20 protein-coding genes are annotated in these 18,359 nt (G+C 61.3%); 13 read left to right on the forward strand and 7 right to left on the reverse strand.

Annotated features, from left to right (window positions below):
• Together H147_RS21315 and H147_RS19340 are read right to left on the reverse strand one after the other, a co-directional pair.
• A partial coding sequence (locus tag H147_RS21315; protein WP_019954194.1) for a transposase occupies positions 1 to 200 on the reverse strand: 200 nt, incomplete at its 3' end.
• Between the two features lie 151 nt (positions 201 to 351).
• Positions 352 to 819: an abscisic acid-deficient protein Aba4 family protein gene (locus H147_RS19340; RefSeq protein ID WP_019954195.1), complete on the reverse strand. Its 468-nt coding sequence runs from the start codon at positions 817 to 819 to the stop codon at positions 352 to 354.
• Between the two features lie 110 nt (positions 820 to 929).
• On the opposite strand from H147_RS19340, the gene H147_RS0104710 reads away from it, so the two are divergent.
• Positions 930 to 1,535 (forward strand): TetR/AcrR family transcriptional regulator, encoded by a 606-nt coding sequence (locus tag H147_RS0104710; protein WP_019954196.1) that lies wholly within the window; start codon positions 930 to 932, stop codon positions 1,533 to 1,535.
• On the opposite strand, the gene H147_RS0104715 is transcribed toward H147_RS0104710, so the two are convergent.
• The 4 genes from H147_RS0104715 to H147_RS0104730 all read right to left on the reverse strand — a co-directional run bounded on the left by H147_RS0104715 (position 1,532) and on the right by H147_RS0104730 (position 5,729).
• Positions 1,532 to 2,518: a nuclear transport factor 2 family protein gene (locus H147_RS0104715; RefSeq protein WP_019954197.1), complete on the reverse strand. Its 987-nt coding sequence runs from the start codon at positions 2,516 to 2,518 to the stop codon at positions 1,532 to 1,534. The genes H147_RS0104710 and H147_RS0104715 overlap by 4 nt on opposite strands.
• Before the next feature lie 7 nt (positions 2,519 to 2,525).
• Positions 2,526 to 3,404, reverse strand: a complete 879-nt coding sequence (locus tag H147_RS0104720; protein ID WP_019954198.1) for a carbohydrate ABC transporter permease — start codon at positions 3,402 to 3,404, stop codon at positions 2,526 to 2,528.
• A gap of 3 nt (positions 3,405 to 3,407) precedes the next feature.
• Entirely contained in the window at positions 3,408 to 4,436 is a 1,029-nt protein-coding gene (locus H147_RS0104725; RefSeq protein ID WP_019954199.1) for a carbohydrate ABC transporter permease, read from the reverse strand.
• A gap of 63 nt (positions 4,437 to 4,499) precedes the next feature.
• Positions 4,500 to 5,729 carry an ABC transporter substrate-binding protein gene (locus tag H147_RS0104730; RefSeq protein ID WP_026352253.1) on the reverse strand — a complete coding sequence of 410 codons (1,230 nt, stop codon included), beginning with the start codon at positions 5,727 to 5,729 and terminating at the stop codon, positions 4,500 to 4,502.
• Between the two features lie 230 nt (positions 5,730 to 5,959).
• Between H147_RS0104730 and H147_RS0104735 the strand changes: the two genes are divergently transcribed.
• The 9 genes from H147_RS0104735 to H147_RS0104775 are packed head-to-tail and all read left to right on the forward strand — an operon-like array spanning position 5,960 to position 13,952.
• Complete coding sequence (locus H147_RS0104735) at positions 5,960 to 7,024, forward strand: ABC transporter ATP-binding protein (protein ID WP_019954201.1); 1,065 nt, start codon at positions 5,960 to 5,962, stop codon at positions 7,022 to 7,024.
• Between the two features lie 25 nt (positions 7,025 to 7,049).
• Entirely contained in the window at positions 7,050 to 8,360 is a 1,311-nt protein-coding gene (hisD, locus tag H147_RS0104740; protein WP_019954202.1) for a histidinol dehydrogenase, read from the forward strand.
• Positions 8,357 to 8,860 carry an ester cyclase gene (locus H147_RS0104745; RefSeq protein ID WP_019954203.1) on the forward strand — a complete coding sequence of 168 codons (504 nt, stop codon included), beginning with the start codon at positions 8,357 to 8,359 and terminating at the stop codon, positions 8,858 to 8,860. Before hisD ends, H147_RS0104745 begins: the two co-directional genes overlap by 4 nt.
• On the forward strand, positions 8,857 to 9,624 hold the full coding sequence (locus H147_RS0104750) for an SDR family NAD(P)-dependent oxidoreductase (RefSeq protein WP_026352254.1): 768 nt from the start codon (positions 8,857 to 8,859) through the stop codon (positions 9,622 to 9,624). The genes H147_RS0104745 and H147_RS0104750 overlap by 4 nt, the downstream gene beginning before the upstream one ends.
• On the forward strand, positions 9,621 to 10,643 hold the full coding sequence (locus H147_RS0104755) for a LacI family DNA-binding transcriptional regulator (protein ID WP_043699389.1): 1,023 nt from the start codon (positions 9,621 to 9,623) through the stop codon (positions 10,641 to 10,643). The genes H147_RS0104750 and H147_RS0104755 overlap by 4 nt, the downstream gene beginning before the upstream one ends.
• Complete coding sequence (locus tag H147_RS0104760; protein WP_019954206.1) at positions 10,640 to 11,617, forward strand: nuclear transport factor 2 family protein; 978 nt, start codon at positions 10,640 to 10,642, stop codon at positions 11,615 to 11,617. The genes H147_RS0104755 and H147_RS0104760 overlap by 4 nt, the downstream gene beginning before the upstream one ends.
• The gene (locus H147_RS0104765) at positions 11,614 to 12,579 is read left to right on the forward strand and encodes a cupin domain-containing protein (protein ID WP_019954207.1); all 966 of its coding nucleotides are present in this window, start codon (positions 11,614 to 11,616) and stop codon (positions 12,577 to 12,579) included. The genes H147_RS0104760 and H147_RS0104765 overlap by 4 nt, the downstream gene beginning before the upstream one ends.
• Entirely contained in the window at positions 12,579 to 13,259 is a 681-nt protein-coding gene (locus H147_RS0104770) for an alpha/beta fold hydrolase (protein ID WP_019954208.1), read from the forward strand. Before H147_RS0104765 ends, H147_RS0104770 begins: the two co-directional genes overlap by 1 nt.
• Positions 13,260 to 13,952, forward strand: coding sequence for an RraA family protein (locus H147_RS0104775; RefSeq protein WP_019954209.1), 693 nt, complete (start codon positions 13,260 to 13,262; stop codon positions 13,950 to 13,952).
• Here the strand turns inward: H147_RS0104775 and H147_RS0104780 are convergent.
• Positions 13,949 to 15,274 carry a UDP-glucose dehydrogenase family protein gene (locus H147_RS0104780; RefSeq protein ID WP_019954210.1) on the reverse strand — a complete coding sequence of 442 codons (1,326 nt, stop codon included), beginning with the start codon at positions 15,272 to 15,274 and terminating at the stop codon, positions 13,949 to 13,951. The genes H147_RS0104775 and H147_RS0104780 overlap by 4 nt on opposite strands.
• 184 nt (positions 15,275 to 15,458) lie before the next feature.
• On the opposite strand from H147_RS0104780, the gene H147_RS0104785 reads away from it, so the two are divergent.
• The 3 genes from H147_RS0104785 (at position 15,459) to H147_RS0104795 (ending at position 18,346) form a co-directional block, all read left to right on the forward strand.
• Positions 15,459 to 16,658: a YeeE/YedE family protein gene (locus H147_RS0104785; RefSeq protein ID WP_019954211.1), complete on the forward strand. Its 1,200-nt coding sequence runs from the start codon at positions 15,459 to 15,461 to the stop codon at positions 16,656 to 16,658.
• A gap of 116 nt (positions 16,659 to 16,774) precedes the next feature.
• Positions 16,775 to 17,053 (forward strand): c-type cytochrome, encoded by a 279-nt coding sequence (locus tag H147_RS0104790; RefSeq protein ID WP_019954212.1) that lies wholly within the window; start codon positions 16,775 to 16,777, stop codon positions 17,051 to 17,053.
• A 9-nt stretch (positions 17,054 to 17,062) separates the two neighbouring features.
• The gene (locus H147_RS0104795; protein ID WP_019954213.1) at positions 17,063 to 18,346 is read left to right on the forward strand and encodes an NAD(P)/FAD-dependent oxidoreductase; all 1,284 of its coding nucleotides are present in this window, start codon (positions 17,063 to 17,065) and stop codon (positions 18,344 to 18,346) included.
• The last annotated feature ends 13 nt before the right edge of the window (positions 18,347 to 18,359 follow it).

The raw sequence follows: 18,359 nt of genomic DNA on the forward strand, positions 1-18,359 counted from the left end.
TCATCGATCAACGGCGCTTTGCGGCTGCCGCGCTCAAAAACGCCCGATGCGCCATCCAGCAGCGCACGTTTCCATTGGTTGATCATTGTTGGATGCACGCCGAACCGGCTCGCCAACTCCGACACGGTCGCCTCGCCTTTCAGCGCTTCCAGCGCCACCTTCGCTTTGAACTCAGGGGCATGCTGCTTTCGTTTCGACATCTTCGATCTCCTTCGTGGTGAAGATCAGCAGACAGCAAATCCGAGCTTACGTCATTGTCCAGTTTTCGGGGACCACCTCAGGACGACGGCGACCACTGTCAATGTCTGGAATTGGGTCGGTTTGGTCGACGGAACGGTGCGGGGTGCAATGTCAGTCCAAGACATGGTGCTGTCCTTTCATCAAGAAAAATGGCGGCTTTTGAGTAAAAATGCGCAGCCCGAGTTCAGTCAGCGCAGCGATCAAAAAGCCAAGCGGCCCGAGCATGAAGATGGCCCCAAGGATCGGTGCCTGTACCAGACGCCCCACTGCCGCGCGATCCATCCGTGCGGCCATGATCGCACCCACGAACAGATCAAAGGCAAGAAAATGGACCCAGCCCGCCAACAGAACCCAGTCATCCGCCATCAGCAGCGCGACTGACTCAAGGCTGTCAAAGCCGCCGCCCGTGCCGGAAAACCGGCTGAAGACCAACGCCGCATAGATCGCCGACAAGGCCGATGGGATGATCCAGAGCGGAATGGCGCTGAACCAGCCAAATCGCCGGGGACCAAGGATCAACAAGGCCCATCCAAGCATGGCGGCGCTGCTGGCCTGAGAGAACAAGTATTCGGCTGTCATCGCCAATATCTCCGCTGTATATTTCCAGTGTCTATTTTACTCCTGAATGCTGGCACTTGAATAGTCAACAGGTAAAATTTACGCTGGTAAGATGAAGGGGGTGGGTTCTAGTGAAAAATCAAAAGAAAAGTTACCATTACGGCGACCTGAAGCCGGCCTTGATCAAAGCAGGACTTGATATTCTGGAACAGGACGGACTTGAAAACCTGTCATTGCGGGCGATTGCCGCGCGCGTCGGCGTCAGCCACACCGCACCGAAGAATCACTTTGACAGCTTCGACGGGCTTCTCGCCGCAATTGCGACCGAAGGCTTCCGGCGGCACGCGGCCGAAATGCAGCGCGGCGTCGAAGGTTTACCCCCCGGAAGGGACCGGATGCGCGCGGCTGCCGCAGGCTACGTCCGGTTTGCCCAACAGAACCCGGCGTTGTTTCGGCTGATGTTTTCACCAAAACTTCGGGATCAGGCCGATCCCGATCTCGCGGCCGCAGGTGCGCAGAGCTATGGCGTCTTGCGCAGCGTCGCGGCCGGTCTTGAGTGGCCGCGCCCGGCGCCGGGCTTTGGCCCGGAGATGGAAAACCTGCGCACCGAGATGATGCTCTGGACCATCGTGCATGGCTACGCCTGGCTGCTGATCGAAGGGCGCGGTCCGCGCAAGGCGGATGGTACGCCGATACTTGATATTCTTGACGTGATGCCCGATTTTGATGTGCCCTAACCGGAAATGCCGGCCAATACGTCGATCCCCTGCATCTTGAGGAAATGCAGCATGTCGATGAAAATCCAGTTCTCGGCCAGTTTGTCGCCATCGCGCCGATAGATATCGACCACGCGCATATCCGCCCTTGGCCCCGCAGGCAGGCCCATAAACCCACCCGTGGGCGTCAGCGACAGATTGGGCCACCCGAAAAAGCCGCCCAGAGTGCCTTCGGCCAGACGGGCGACGTGCCCGTTGAAGGCCCTGTCCTTCAGCAGAGTGCGAAACGGGCGCTGATGCTGTTCGATATAACGCGCGATCGTATAGGTCGCGCCGATCCCCTCAGGTCCCCACCAGAGCATGTCGTCGTGCCAGCATTCGGCCATCTCGGCCTCGGGGGACGGATAGGTCTTGCTTGCGTTGATCGCGCCGATCATCCGGCAGATCAGGTCGAGCGTCTGCGCCCCCTCGGAAACGGGCTGGTCGGCATAGAGCAAACCGTCATGCGTCATCGGGCCGGGCTGCACCAGATGCGCGGCGGTCTGGTTCGGAAAGACCGTATGCCCGGCCTGCCGCAGCAGATGCAGCAGATCGCAGAAAAACGCGGTTTCGACAATCCGCCCGTCTTGGACACGGTGAAACTCGGCATAGCGTAGCATGACGATCCGCCGGGTTGGCTGGATGCCCAGAAACGGCGCGTCGAACAGTGCCATCAAATGCCCCATCGACACGACCCAGACCGAGGTGAAATCGTCGATCTGGTTGCGCCCGGCAAAGAAGACGTCCTCACGCCGCTGCACATGGGCCATGGCCCGCAGGAACGGTTGCCAGAACGTCTGCGCCACAGCCTCTGCCGCGGTCTGCTCGTGGAACGGATGCATTCCGCGCCAATGCCAGTCCGGCGCGGTGTGCTGTGCCAGTGCCGCGCCGATCGTATCGACGGTCGCGGCAGATTGGCTGGCGTGATGGGCCCGTACAACGGCCTTTTCGGTCCCGAAAGTCATGTTTGTCTTATCCTTTGACTGCGCCCGACGTCAGCCCCGACACGATCTGACGCTGAAAGAACAGGATGAGCACGAACAAGGGTGCAGTCGCCGACACGACCGCTGCGACCGCGAACATGACATTGCCTTCCTGTTGCGTCGATCCAAGGAACGACGCGATCTTCGGGATCATCGTCTGGTTTTGCTGGGACAGCAGCATCGCCGTGACCGCAAAATCGTTGTAGGCCAACAGAAAGCTGAACAGCCCTGTCGTGATGACGCCCGGCCACATCACAGGCACGATCACATGCCGGAATGCCTGAAACCGGGTGCAGCCATCGACCATCGCGCTTTCGTCCAGGTCTTTGGGAATGTTGAGAAAGAAGGAATGCAACATCCAGAGCGTGAACGGCTGGTTGATGGCCACCAACACGATGATCGCCGTCGGCAGATGCCCCCAGACGTTCCATTCGAAGAACGGCAGCAGATACCCCGACACCAGCGTGATATGTGGCATGGCCCGAAACACCAGCGCAATCATCAAGAGCCAGAACGTATAGCGGAACCCCGACCGCGCGAGCGCGTAACCGCCCAGCGTTCCCAAGGTCAGTGAAATGACCACGACACTGACGACCACGATCATTGTGTTCAATGCCGCCCGCCAGAATTCCTCTTGTATCCATGCGCCTTCATACCCCTGGCCGGTAAATGCCGCACCGGTTTGCTCGGTGGTGAACGTCCCCGTCCATGCGTTGCGCCAATCTGCGAGGCTGAAGAAATCAGCCTGCACCTTGAACGACCCCCAGAGCGTCCAGAGGAATGGAAACGCCGCGACCACGACCCATAGCAGGACCAGCGCCGTCGAGATGCCGACAAGCAAAGGCGAACGTCTTTGTGCTGCGGCCATGGATCAGGTCCTTTTGCGGTTGAAATCGCGCCATGTGCGGATCAGCACCGGCGTCAGCAGCACCACGATACCAAAGATCGTCAGCATCGACGTCGTCGCTGCCGCGCCGAACTGTGCCGCATCACCACGCAGATAGTTGTAGATATTGTAGCTGAGTGACGTAGCATTGGCCTGCGCCTGAAAGCCGACGATCGGTTCGAAAACCCGGAAATTGTCCATCAGCTGCATCAACGTGATAAAGACGGCCAGCGGCATCAGATGCGGAATGACAACATAGCGGACGCGCTGCCAGCGGCTTGCACCATCGATCATCGCGGCTTCCATGGGTTCTTCGGGGACAGTTTGCAGACCCGCGTAAAAGACGATGAACGCGAAAGGTGCCGATGACCACACGCCGTAGACCATCAGCATGATCCACGTCAGCACCGGCGACGCCTTGAGAGACAGGTCAGGATCACCCATCAGAATTTGCAGGCTCGACCCCAGCACGCCGCGACTGTCGACCATCCAGAACAGGATCAGCGACCCGATCAATGGCGTCACGATCATGGGCAGGAGCGAGACAAAGATCGTCGGCCCCCGAAACAGGCGCGGAAGGGAATTGACGCCCAGCGCGATCGCCAGACCCAGCACGATCACCAGCGGCGTCACGACAAAAGTGAAGGTCAGCGTGAAAGCCAGCGCGCGCCAGAATGGCAGGGTCATCGCGCGGCGTGCAAAATCGGCAAAGCTATCTGACCGCTCCCACATGCTGCGCAATTCGGCCACAGCAAGATGGTTGCGGTCAAGATAGTTGCTGACACCGGCAAATCGCCCCAGAGGCTGGTTTTCGCGTAACTCTGCCGTGGCTTCGCGATCGACGATGGTTTCTTCGGCACAGCCGAACGGGCCGCAGTTTTCGACCACACGCAGCACCTGTTCGTGTTCGACGTGCAGCGACTGGATGAACACCGACCCCACCGGCAAGGCGATGAAGAGGATCATCGCCGACAGCGACGGCAGGATGAACCAAAAGAATGTGCGGTGTTTCATCAATCATGCTCCTGCGGCTGAAAAGGTGCCGGGCGGGCGATCTTGACCGCCCGGCGCGCAGGATCAGTTCAGAAAGCCCTGTGTGCGTGCAGCGGTTTCATAGGCCGCTTCGATGGTTTCAAGAGTTTCTTGCGCGCTTGCAGAGCCTTGCAGGTAGGCCGCAAGATTTTCACCCAGCGCCGTATGCATCAGCCCCATGTAGGGTTGCATCGGATAAGGCGCCGCGCCGGCCTGAGCACTGGCCACCACACCGGCCGATGCCGGGGTGGGTTCATAGCCATCAGCCAGCCACACGGCCAGCGCGGAATTCGCTGCGATACGTTCCGGGGTGAGGCCGTTGAGCATGGCGAGGAAACTGGCCTCGGCATCCTCGTCAGACGTATTCGCGGCAATGGTGAAACCGTCCCACCACAATGTCGTTGCAGGGCGCGTCTGCCCTTCGACATAGGGCGCTGCAGCCAGCACGGTGGATTCGACAATCTCGGGGGTCGAATTCTCGCCTGCGAGGATACCCGCACCGCGCGATCCCCACAGCATCATGATACCCACCTCGCCCGCTTCCCAAAGCGCCTGTACGGAGTTCGATCCGAAGGTCAGGTAGTCGGGATTGGAATAGGATGTCAGCGCCTTCAGCGTCTCGAGCGTAGCGATACCCGCGTCGTTGTTGATGGCAGGTGCCGCTGATCCGGGTTCGAAGAAAGCACGGCCATGACCCAGGTAAAGGTTCACGAATTCCTGCGCCAGATCCCAGCCCGCGCCGGACACGATGGCGACGGGATATTCCATGATACCCTGTGACCGGATCGCCTCTGCGGCGGCCAGCACATCGGCTGTCGTCTGGGGCGCATCGACACCGGCCTGTTCAAGAATGTCGGACCGATAGAACATGTGCTGGGCGTTCGCCATGAAGGCCACGGCCATGATCTGCCCCTCGATACGGACCAGCTGGGTCGGATCAAGGCTTGCGCCATGTTCCGCGACAAGATCATCCAGCGGCCGGATCAGACCCTCGTTCAAAAGCGGGACGATCGACCCGTTTGCAACGACTGCAACACTGTATTGCGACGGATTGGCGGTCAGCGCGGCCACCTGAAGGTCCCGGTGGTCGCTGGTCAGGTTGGCGGTCACGTTCGGACCCTCACAGGCACTTGCACCTGCGACAACGGCTTGCAGAGCCGGAAAGTCGTTGCCGAGGATCGACACATTGCCTGTCCCGCAATCGGCCAATGCCGCGCCCGCCCCGCCGACAGCGAGAACGGAGGCACAAATCGTCGTTCTGAAAGCTTTGGTCATTGTTTTCTCCCTGTTACCCGCTGCGGCGGGATTGGTTGCAAACAGGCAAATGACCGAGATTCGCTGCTGCATACGAATTCATTCGATCACATAATCGCAGCAAAAAAAACAACTTTTATTGGCAAGAACGTTCACATGACGCCCATATTTTAATCTTGTATGGCGCGATAATGACTGCCATCGTATGTTGCATACATATTCACTTCACCGACTCAACCGGGAGGGATGCGATGGCCCAGATCGAACTGCGCGATATCTCCAAACGGTGGGGCACCTTCGTCGGGGTCCATAAGTTCGACCTGACGATCGCGGATCGGGAGTTTCTGGTGCTGCTGGGTCCGTCAGGCTGCGGCAAGACGACGACGATGCGCATGATCGCAGGACTCGAGGATATCTCGGAAGGCGAGGTTTTGATCGACGGACGCCGCGTCAACGATCTTGACCCCAAGGACCGCGACATCGCGATGGTGTTCCAGTCTTACGCGCTTTATCCGAACATGAATGTCTACGACAACATCCGCTTTCCGCTGAAGGTGCGCGGCGTGCCTGCTGCCGACCACGATGCCAAGGTGATGCGCGCCGCCGAGATGGTGGAACTTGTGCCGTTCCTCAAACGTCGCCCGGCGGAACTGTCAGGCGGGCAGCGGCAGCGGGTCGCGCTCGCCAGGGCGATCGTGCGCGAACCCAACCTGTTCTTGATGGATGAACCGCTGTCCAATCTGGATGCCAAGCTGCGCGTGTCGACGCGCGCGCAGATCAAGCACCTGAGCCATGAACTTGGTGTGACCACGATCTACGTCACCCACGACCAGATCGAGGCGATGACGCTTGCCGACCGCGTGGTCGTCATGAACGCAGGTGTCGTCCAGCAGGTCGGTACGCCCACGGATATCTACGACTGGCCCGCGAATACCTTTGTTGCCAGCTTTATCGGCACACCCGCGATGAACCTGATGGAAGGCCGCATCGACGACGGCGTCTTTACCGGCGAGAACGTCACGATTGCTGGCATTGCGGCACCCGATGGGCCTGTCACGCTTGGTTTTCGGGCCGAGGATGCGCAGATGGTGCCCACCGGCGGCCAGATCAACGGACAGGTCTATTCGCTGGAACTTTTGGGCGACGCGACCATGGCGACGGTCCGCGCGGGCGGTGCGATCGTCTCGATCAAGTGCAGCAAGGATTTCCGTGCCGCGATAGGTGCGGATTTCGCAGCACAGATCCCGCTGTCGGCCGTGCATCTTTTCGACGCGGCAAGCGGCCTGCGGATCGGACATTCCAGCCCGTCGCATTGATAGCATCCCGCGAAAGAACCACAGAATGACAGTCACTTACCTGAAAACCGCCAAGCCGGAAGCAGAACGCGCCGAAGATGACGCCGTTGTGCGACGCACAGTGGAACAGACGCTGACGGATATCGAGACGCGCGGCGATGCCGCCATCGCCGATCTAAGCCTGAAATTCGACCGTGTCAGCCGCCCGTCATTTCGCCTGACCCCGTCCGAGGTCGAAGCGGCGATCCAGCAGGTCGCGCCGCGCGACATGGAGGACATCCGCTTTGCGCAGACCCAGATCCGCCGGTTCGCGCAGGAACAACGCGCCTCCTTGCGCGACATCGAGGTCGAAACGCTGCCCGGCGTGATCCTTGGCCACAAGAACATCCCGGTGCAGTCTGTTGGCTGCTATGTGCCCGGCGGCAAGTTTCCCATGGTCGCCAGCGCGCATATGTCGGTGTTGACCGCGCAGGTCGCGGGCGTGCCGCGCATCGTGGCATCGGCACCCCCCGTCAACGGCGCGCCGCATCCTGCCATCGTTGCCGCCATGCATCTGGGTGGCGCGCATGAGATTTACCTGCTCGGAGGCATGCAGGCGGTGGGTGCCATGGCAATCGGCACACCGACAATCGACCCTGTCCATATGCTCGTCGGGCCGGGGAACGCCTTTGTTGCCGAAGCCAAGCGCCAGCTTTTCGGCAGGGTCGGGATCGATCTGTTTGCCGGCCCGACCGAAACGATGCTGATCGTCGACGACACCGTCGATGCAGAGCTTTGCGCCACCGACCTGCTGGGGCAGGCAGAGCATGGCTATAACAGTCCGGCCTGCCTGATCACGACATCACGCAAGCTGGCCGAATGGACCCTGATCGAAATCGACCGCCTGCTGAATATCCTGCCGACACGCGACACCGCCGCTGTCAGTTGGCGCGACTATGGCGAGGTGATCCTGTGTGATACGCATGACGAAATGCTGGCCGTCGCCAATGACATGGCCTACGAACATGTGCAGGTGATGACAGACCGTGACGATTGGTATCTCGAAAAGATGCACAGCTATGGCGCCCTGTTTCTTGGACCCCGCACGAATGTCGCAAATGGCGACAAGGTGATCGGCACCAACCATACGCTGCCCACGCGCAAGGCGGGGCGGTATACAGGCGGGCTTTGGGTCGGCAAGTTTCTCAAGACACACAGCTATCAGCGGGTGACGACCGACGCCGCTGCAGCGATGATCGGCGAACATGGCAGCAGGCTTTGCATGCTCGAAGGCTTTGTCGGCCATGCCGAGCAATGCAACATCCGTGTCCGTCGCTATGGCGGACGCAACGTGCCATACGGGGTGGCCGCAGAGTGAGCGAGGCAGAAGACCACAGGGCGCAAAGCCGCGCATCGCTCGCGGCGGTCCAGCGGATGGAAGACGCGCTGGGCCGTGGTGAAACCGACATGTCACCTTATTTCACGCCGGGTTTCCTGTGGCGCGGAAACCGTGGGTCAGGGACCAAGCGCGGGGTCGATGAATTCCGCCGGAACTGGCAGCGCCCGTTGCGCGCGGCGTTCAGCGACCGGACTTACCTGACCGAAAAGATGATCGCCGACGGGGATTGGGCGGCCTGTTTCGGACATATCGAGGCGACGCATTCCGGCACGTTCATGGGAATCGCGGCGACCGGACAGCGCGTCCGTATCCCCTATATGGACTTCTGGCGGATCGAAGACGGGCGCATCGCCGACAATCCTGTCTTTGTCGATCTTGCCGACGTCCTTTTCCAACTGGGCCAGGACGTTTTCGGCGGCCAAGGCTGGGAGGCTTTCGACGAAGGCCGCGCTGAGCCACCGTTATTGGCGGGCACATGACCGACCTGCCGCGCACTCCCTCTTTTAGGTTGGATGGCAAGGTTGCGCTTGTGACGGGCGCATCATCGGGAATCGGCTTTGGGGCTGCGGTGGCCCTCGCACAAGCCGGGGCAGAGGTCGTGATGATCGCCCGGAGCGCTGACCGCCTGACCGCCACCTGTGCCGATATCGTGAAGGCCGACGGCAAGGCGCGCGCCATCGCACATGACATCACCGACATTTCCGGACTGCAGGCGATGATCGCGCAAGAAGGACCATTCGACGTTTTGGTGAATGCAGCGGGCATGGCCCGTCATACCCCCGCGCTCGACACGACAGAGGATGATTTCGACGCTGTCGCAACGGTCAACATCAAGGCCGCTTATTTTGCGGCCCAGTCCGTCGCACGGGGGTTGGTCCAGGCGGGCAAGACCGGGTCGATCATCCAGATTTCCAGCCAGATGGGCCATGTCGGCGGCCCGGACCGCGCAGTCTATGCCGCGACGAAACACGCGCTGGAAGGCATGACCAAATCCATGGCGATCGAATGGGGCGCGGCGGGGATTCGTGTCAACACGATCTGCCCGACCTTCATTCTGACACCGCTGACGCAGGCGACATTCGCCGACCCCGTCCGCCGCGCATGGATCACCGACAAGATCAAGCTGGGACGGCCGGGCGAGGTCGAGGACATCATGGGCGCCGTCGTCTATCTGGCCTCTGAGGCAAGCGCGCTTGTCACCGGCACCGCCTTGCGGATCGATGGCGGATGGACGGCGGAATGAGGAACGCGCAAAAGGTCACCTCGGTCGATGTCGCGCGCCGTGCGGGGGTCAGTCAATCCGCCGTCAGCCGCGTTTTCACGCCAGGGGCAAGCGTATCGGCCGACATGACTGAAAAGGTACGGCGCGCTGCGGCCGAGCTGGGCTATAGCCCCAATCCGCTGGCCCGCGCGATGATTACCGGCAAAAGCCGCATCATCGGTCTCGTCGTCGCCTATCTGGACAACCAGTTCTATCCGCTTGCCATTGAACGCCTGAGCCATGCGTTGCAGGCCGAAGGCTACCACGTGTTGCTGTTCATGGCGTCAAATTCAGAAGGCGAGATCGAAAAAGTCGTGACCGACCTGCTGGCCTACCGCGTGGACGGGATCATCACGGCCTCGGTCGCCATCACCAACGACATGACCCGCCGCTGCGCAGATGCGGGCATTCCGGTCGTCCTGTTCAACCGTGGCCAGCCCGGGTCCGGGTTGTCATCGGTCACATCGGCGAATGTCGAAGGCGGGCGCAAGGTGGCCGCGTTCCTGCATCAGGGCGGGCACAAACAAATCGCGCATATCAGCGGCTGGCAAGGGTCGTTGACGGGACGCGAACGCCAGCAAGGGTTCGAGGAAGGGTTGGCAGCGCTGGACGCGGCACCCCTGATGATCATCGACGGCATGTATGACCGCGCCTCCGCCCTTGCCGCGACCGAGACGCTGCTGCGGTCGGCCGTCGTGCCGGATGCGATCTTCGTGGGCAACGACCATATGGCTTTCGTTGTAATCGACACGCTGCGTCAGAACGGCCTGCGCGTGCCGCAGGATATCTCGGTCGTCGGCTATGACGACGTGCCGATCTCGGCCTGGCCCGCCTATGACCTTACGACCGTCCGACAACCGATGAACCGGATGGTCGAGGCAACCGTGGACACGTTGCTGGCCCAGATCGCCGACCCGGACCGCCCGGCCCAGAAGATCGAGATCGGCGCACCGCTGATGGTGCGTGGGTCGGCAAGACTCCCACAAGGACAAGCGACGTGACACAGACAAGCAACCGCTGGCGCGATTTTCCTGACTACATCATCGGAATCACGCAGGAAATCTGGGAAGGACGCGGCATCGCGACCCTTCACGATCATTACAGCGCCGACATTCCGGTGCGGACGCCGATGGGCGTGGCGCGCGGCAACGCGGGCGTGATCGCGGCGACGATGGCGACATTGCAGGAATTTCCCGACCGCGAATTGCTGGCCGAGGATGTGATCTGGTCCGGCAGCGCGCAGACAGGCTATCTGTCGTCGCACCGGATCATCTCGACCGGGACGCATACGGGCGACGGGTACTTCGGCCCCGCCACCGGACGACGGTTCCAGATCCGGGTCATCGCCGATTGTGCGGCAAGAAACCACGTCATCGATGACGAATGGCTGGTGCGCGACAATGGCGGGCTGGTGCGGCAGCTGGGCCAGGAGCCGCGCGGTTTCGCACGTGGACTGATCGCGCGGGCGGGCGCAAACCCGCCGTTCACGCCCGCCGGCGACATCGCGGGGCCCTATACGGGGCACGGCAACGATGATCCATGGGGTGCCCGCTATGCCGACACGCTCGGGCGCCTGATGCGGGCGGATTTCGCCCATGTCACGACGGCCTATGACCGCGCGGTGATCGCGGAACATGCAGGCGCGCGCAGCCTGACGGGGCATCGCGCGGTGGGCGATGCGTGGCTGGGACTGCGCGCCGCTTTTCCATCGGCGGAATTCAAGCTGCATCATGTGATCGGGCGCGAAGACCCGTTGATGCCACCTCGCGCCGCGGTGCGCTGGTCGCTGGACGGCATGCATGACGGATGGGGCATGTTCGGCGCACCCACCGGCGCGCCGGTCCATGTCATGGGGATCGCGCACGCCGATTACGGACCCTTCGGCAAGGAAGGTTCGAGCATCCGCCGCGAATACGTGCTTTTCGATGAAATCGCGATCTGGCAACAGATTCTGCTTCACACAGGTGACATATGACCCCCCAGGAAATGGACGCGCGGATTGTGCGTTATGGCGATCTGCGCCCATGCAAGACCGCCTTTATCGACGCTCACACGCCAGGCAGCGACCAGAAGGAGAATTTCACCATCATCGGTGGCGGCGTGTCGGAAAGCCCCGATCAGCATGTGCATCTGACGGAAACACCGGGTTTCAACATTGGCGCTGCCGGACAGCCGCCCAAATGCCGCAACTCGCTGCACAGTCATCGCACCGCCGAGGTTTTCTTTGTTCTCAAAGGCCGCTGGCGGTTTTTCTGGGGACGTTGGGGCACGGCGGGCGAAGTCGTTGTGGAAGAAGGCGACATCTTCAACATCCCGACCGGCATCTTTCGCGGATTCGAGAATATCGGCACCGACTATGGCATGATCATGGCGATCCTTGGCGGCGACGATGCCGGCGGCGGCGTGATCTGGGCACCCCAGGTGATCGAGGACGCAAGCGCGCATGGGCTGGTGCTGGGACGCAACGGTCGGCTTTACGACAGCAAGAAAGGCGAAACACTGCCCGACGGGATGACGCCCATGCCGCTGCTGGATGCAGCCGAGCTGGCCCGTTTCCCCGAACCGACGACGGCGGATGTCGTCCCGCGCCATGTTGCGCGCTATTGGGATCTTGTGGCGCTTGCCGACAGGCAGCCCGCCAAGGTCATCGGCGCCGATGCCCGCCTGCGGGACCGTCCAGGTTTCGAGGTGGAGCTGCTGACGCGCGGGTCGCTGCCGGATGCCGATTACATGCTTGACCGCCACGAGGTGCTGATGCCGATGCGCGGGCATTGGCGGCTGACATGGGCAGGCGGCACGACGGTGCTGAACCCCGGCGATACGGCTGCGATCCCGCCGGGACTGGCCCATCGCCTGGCGCCGTCGATGGCAGGTGAAGCGAGCCTTTACCGTGTCATCGCGACAGATGATCCGGCCGGTCCAACCAAGGCCGCGTGATGACCCCGCTGGTCCTGATCCCCGGCATGATGTGCGACGCCCGCATGTGGGGCGCTGTGCCCGATGGCCTGGCGGTGCCGGTGCATCACGCATGCCCGGTCGGCGCGGATACGATCGCCGATCTGGCGGCATTGTTGCTGCGCGATCTGCCCGATCGCTTTGCGCTGGCCGGATTGTCGATGGGCGGGATCGTCGCCATGGCGATGGCGGCATTGGCCCCCGAACGCGTGCTGCGGCTGGCCTTGCTGGACACCAATCCACGGGCCGAAACGCCGCAGGTGCAGGCCCGTCGTCAGCCACAGATTGATCGCGCCGCGCGTGGCGATTTGGCAGGCGTGCTGCGCGACGACATGATCCCTCATTACCTAGCAGCACCCGACCCCGCGATCGAAGCGCTTTGCCTCGACATGGCGCTCGATGCAGGCCCGCAGGTGTTTCGTGACCAGTCCATCGCGTTGCGGGACCGCCCTGATCAGCAAGACGCGCTCCGCGGCTTTACCGGCCCTGCCTTGGTGTTGACCGGCGCGCAAGACCGGCTCTGCCCACGCGACCGGCACGATCTGATGCATGCGCTGATGCCGCAATCCGATCTGGTCATCATCGACGGCGCAGGCCATGTGCCGCCGCTGGAGCAACCCGTTGCAACCGCCGCTGCCCTGCGGCGCTGGCTGGAGACTTGAATGGACAAGGAGCTTTTGACCCTGTTGCATGCCGTCGACACACCGACCGTGTGCAACGCCATCGAAACCGTTCAGGGGCGGCGGGGGTTCGACGCCTTCACGCGCGGGACGATGATCTGTACGGAACCGGGGCGCGCCGTTGTCGGCTATGCCGTGACGGCGCAGATCTCCGCACTTGCCCCACCAACAGAACCCCCGTCGGTGATCCGCACCCGGCGCATGGACTATTACCGCGCGATGCATGACGCCCAGAAACCTTCGGTCGCTGTGGTCGAGGACATGGATTTTCCCGGATGTATCGGCGCCTATTGGGGCGAAATCAACACGTCGATCCACAAGGGTTTCGGGCTGTCGGGCGCGTTGACCAACGGTGTCGTCCGCGATCTGGGCGATCTGCCATCCGGGTTTCCGGTTATTGCAGGCAGTATCGGCCCCAGCCACGGTTTCGTGCATGTCGTGTCGATCAACGAACCTGTCCGTATTTTCGGGATGAAGGTCTGTCAGGGCGATCTGGTTCATGCTGACAGGCATGGCGCGCTGGTCGTCCCGCGTGACGTGATCCCGTCACTGGCCACAGCGATAGCAACACTGCAACAGACAGAACGGTTGATCCTTGACCCCGCACGCAGCCCCGGCTTTGACTTTGCGACGTTCGAAACCGCATGGGCCGCGTTTGAAAAGGCGCGGACCTAGGCAGGCGGCATCACGCTCTTGCGTCCGACGCCGGTGTAATAAGCAAAGCCTGCGCCCAGCGCGTCGTCACAGCCATAGACGTTGCGCAGGTCAGCCATGCGCGGTTCCGCCATACTCCCCGCCAGTCGGCGCAAATCGAGCGTTCGGAAATCGTCCCATTCCGTCAGGATCACGACCAGATGCGCGTCCTGCACGGCAGAATACGCATCATCATGCCATGTGACCCCCGGCAACACTTGCTCTGCTTCGCGGAAACCCTGCGGGTCCACCACGCGCACATCGGCACCCTGGCCGACAAGCGCGGGCACAATGGTCAATGAAGGCGCGTCGCGCATGTCATCGGTGCCGGGCTTGAAGGTCAGCCCCAACACCGCAATCGACTTTTTGCGCAGATGGCCGTCGCAAAGATCAATGATCTTGTCGATCATCACGCGCTTGACCTCTTCATTCACCTTGATGACCGTTTCCACGATCTGCAAAGGCGAGGCATGGTCCTGCCCGATCCGCGCCAGCGCGCGCGTATCCTTGGGAAAACACGACCCGCCATAGCCGGGCCCGGCTTGCAGGAATTTCGGCCCGATGCGTTGATCAAAGCCCATGCCATTGGCGACGGCCCTGACATCGGCCCCTGTTCTTTCACACAACAGCGCCATTTCATTGATGAACGTCACCTTGGTCGCAAGAAAGGCGTTGGCGGCGTATTTCACCATCTCGGCGGTTTCAAGATCGGCAACCAGCACAGGATAGCCCCGGTCGGTCAGCGGCTTGTAGATGGCTTGCATGATCGCGGTGGCGCGGTCCGACTGCGTGCCGACCACAACGCGGTCCGGATGCATGAAATCGTCAATCGCTGCACCTTCGCGCAGGAATTCAGGGTTCGAGACCACGTCGAAATCCAGCGTCGGATTAACGCCCTTGATCAGATCTGCCACCTTGCGGCTGGTGCCGACAGGCACAGTGGATTTGGTGACGATGACGACATGATCTGTCAGCGCGAGGGCAAGCTCCTGAACCGCGGCGAACACATAACTAAGGTCCGCATGGCCATCGCCGCGCCTGCTTGGCGTGCCGACGGCGATGAAAACCGCCTGCGCTCCGCTGATCGCGGCGTGAAGATCACTACGAAAGGTCAGACGACCCGCTGCCATGTTCCCAGCCAGCAAGGCATCGAGTCCCGGTTCGAAAATCGGCGTCTTGCCGTCGCGCAACAGCGCAAGCTTGGCTTCGTCCTTGTCGATGCAAACCACCTCATGCCCGAACTCCGCAAGGCAGACCCCCGACACCAGCCCGACATATCCTGTGCCGATCATGGCAATCTTCATCGCAATCACGCCTTTCCTGACGGTGTCAGAACTCTGTACCTCCTTTCCATATTGCGGCACGCCCCGCAGGTCTAGACAGCGTCGTCAACACACGGCGCTTATGCTGGCGCAGGGTCCTTTCGTTCTTGATGGGTCGGGGCCCAGCCGATATCAAAGTCGCATTGCAAAACAGGGAAATAGCAGGATGCAGGACCGCACCACGGGACTTTTTCTTTCACATGGCGCACAGCGTCCGGTCTTCATGCTTGCCGTTGCGGCGCTGCTGATCGGTGCGGTGTATGTGGTCGTGAACGGATCAGGGCGGCTGGCGGCCTTGTGGCTGGTGGGTGCAGGCCTGGGGTTCGCGCTTTATCATGCGGCTTTCGGTTTCACGGGAGCCTATCGGACCTGCATCGTTTCGGGACGCAGCGGCGCGGTCCGGGCGCAAATGTTGATGCTGGCAGTAGCCGTGCTGCTGTTTTTTCCGGCCTTGGCGGCCGGCAGCGTCTTTGGCCAGCCGGTCCGCGGTTTCGTCTTTCCTGCTGGCTGGGAGGTCGTGATCGGCGCCTTCCTGTTCGGCATCGGGATGCAGTTGGGCGGCGGATGCGCATCGGGGACTTTGTACACAACCGGCGGCGGTGACACACGCTCTGTCATTACACTGGTGTTTTTCGTGACCGGCATGACACTGGGCGCATGGGATATCGAACGCTGGGAAACGCTGCCGGCGCTACCCCCGATATCATTGCCCGGGACGTTGGGATTGTGGCCTGCACTGGCATTGAACCTTGCGGTTCTTGCCGGGATTGCGTGGCTGTTGACACAGCGAGAAAAGCGCCGCACCGGACAGGTAGAGCCATTGTTCCGCAGGCCAAAGGCGTCTTTCCTGTCGGGTCCGTGGCCATTGGCATGGGCCGCGCTGGCGCTGGCGCTCCTCAACTTCGCGACATTGCTGATCGCTGGAAGGCCTTGGGGCATTACACAGGCGTTTGCAACCTGGGGGTCGCGGTTCGCGGAATCAGTCGGCTGGGCTGATCCGGTTTTCTGGATCTATTGGGAAGACCCGACGCGCATTGATCTGTTGCACCGATCCTTGGCACAGGATGCGACACATCTGATGAACGTCGGTCTGGTTCTGGGCGCTTTTCTGGCCGCAGGTCTGGCCGGACGATTTGCCCCTGACTGGCGCGTCGGGCTGCGGCCCCTGCTTGCGGCCGTGATCGGAGGATTGCTGCTTGGCTATGGCGCGCGCATGGCATTTGGCTGCAATATCAGTGCCTTCTTTTCAGGAGTCGCATCGGGAAGCGTGCATGGCTGGGTCTGGATCGCAGCGGCCATTCCGGGAAACATCGTCGGAATATGGTTGCGCCCGCTCTTTGCACTGCAAACCAAGGTTGCGTCGTAGATCAAGATTCTCGTTAATCTCGCGTTAAGAAAATTGCAAAAAAAGAAAGGAGCCTTTATCAATCTTCGTATTGACCTGCAAATCGGTGGAGCACGCATATGAAATTGATGAGACCAATGACATTCCTGCTATTCGCGGGGATGATATCGAGTACCGCGTTTGCGCAAGAAGGCGCGCCACAAGTGGCGCTAAGCTGTGCAGGTTGCCACGGGCAAGCCGGCGAAGGTGCGGGGTCCATCGCACGGATTGCGGGCTATGACCGCGATGCGTTCATCACCGTCTGGGAAGAATTCCGCAACAATGAACGCCCTGCCACGATCATGAACCGCATCGCGCCCGGCTATACCCCCGAAGACGTCGCGATTCTCGCCGATTATTTTGCATCGATCGAATAGGAGCCTGCCATGACAACATTCACACGTCGCAGTTTTGGCGCCCTGATCGGCGCAACCCTTGCCGCACCGGGCCTTGTCCGCGCCCAGACCGCCGGGCGTCTTGTCATCGTCGGGGGTGGTTTTGGCGGGGCATCCGCCACGCGTTTCGCCCGCATCAACTACCCCGAGGTCGAGGTAACGCTGGTCGAACCCTGGCCCACCTTCGTCACCTGCCCCTATGGCAACCTGATCCTTGGGGGCAACCGCACCCTGCCGGAGATCACCCATTCCTATGACGGCCTGCGCGCGCGCGGCGTCAACGTCGTGCAGGATCGCGCTGCCGATATCGACCCGGTGGCCAAGACTGTGTCTCTCGAATCGGGGACGGTTCTGGACTACGACAAGCTGATCGTATCGCCGGGCATCGGGTTCCGCTGGGACGCGATCGAAGGCTATGACGAAGCCGCATCGCAAGTGTTCCCGCATGCCTGGATGGGTGGCGACGGATCGCAGATCACGCTGCTGCGCCAGCAACTCGAAGCGATGCCCCAAGGCGGCGTGTTCGGCATTTCGATCCCCGGCAACCCGTTCCGCTGCCCCCCCGGACCATACGAGCGGATTTCGATGGTCGCGCAGTATCTCAAGCAGAACAACCCGACGGCAAAGATCCTCGCTTTCGATGCCAAGGACGGTTTTTCCAAACAAGGCCTGTTTCAGGATGCCTGGGGCGAGTTGTACGGCGACATGATCGAATGGATCCCACTCAGCGCGGACGGCCAGATCGTGCGCGTCGATGTCGAAAACAAGCTGTTCATCAGCGATTTCGGCGAAGAACACCGCGTCGATGTCGGCAATGTCGTGCCACCGCAATATGCGGCGTCCATCGTGCGCGACACCGGGCTTGCGAATGAAACCGGCTGGGTACCCGTCAATGCGCGGACGTTCGAATCCGCTGCCGCCGCTGACGTGCATGTGATCGGGGATGCGAATATTGCCTCGCCTTTGCCGAAATCGGGCTATGTCGCAAATTCGACGTCAAAGACGGCCGTTGCGGCGGCCTTGGCCGATGTCACCGGGCCTGAGGCACCCAGCGATCCGGTCTATTTCAACACCTGCTACAGTCACGGCGGGGAAGATTACAGTTTCTCGGTCGTGGGCATCTACCGCACCACGGACGAGGGTTTCGTCGAAACGCCTGACTCGGGCGGGATATCGCCGCGCGGTCCGTTGTCGGAACTGGCAGAAAACCGCAGGCTCGAATCGGGCTATGCAGATGCATGGTATGAAAGCATCACACGGGACATGTTCTCCTGATGCCAAAGAAAGG

The sequence above is a fragment of the Yoonia vestfoldensis DSM 16212 genome, assembly GCF_000382265.1.
Classification (GTDB): Bacteria; Pseudomonadota; Alphaproteobacteria; order Rhodobacterales; family Rhodobacteraceae; genus Yoonia; species Yoonia vestfoldensis.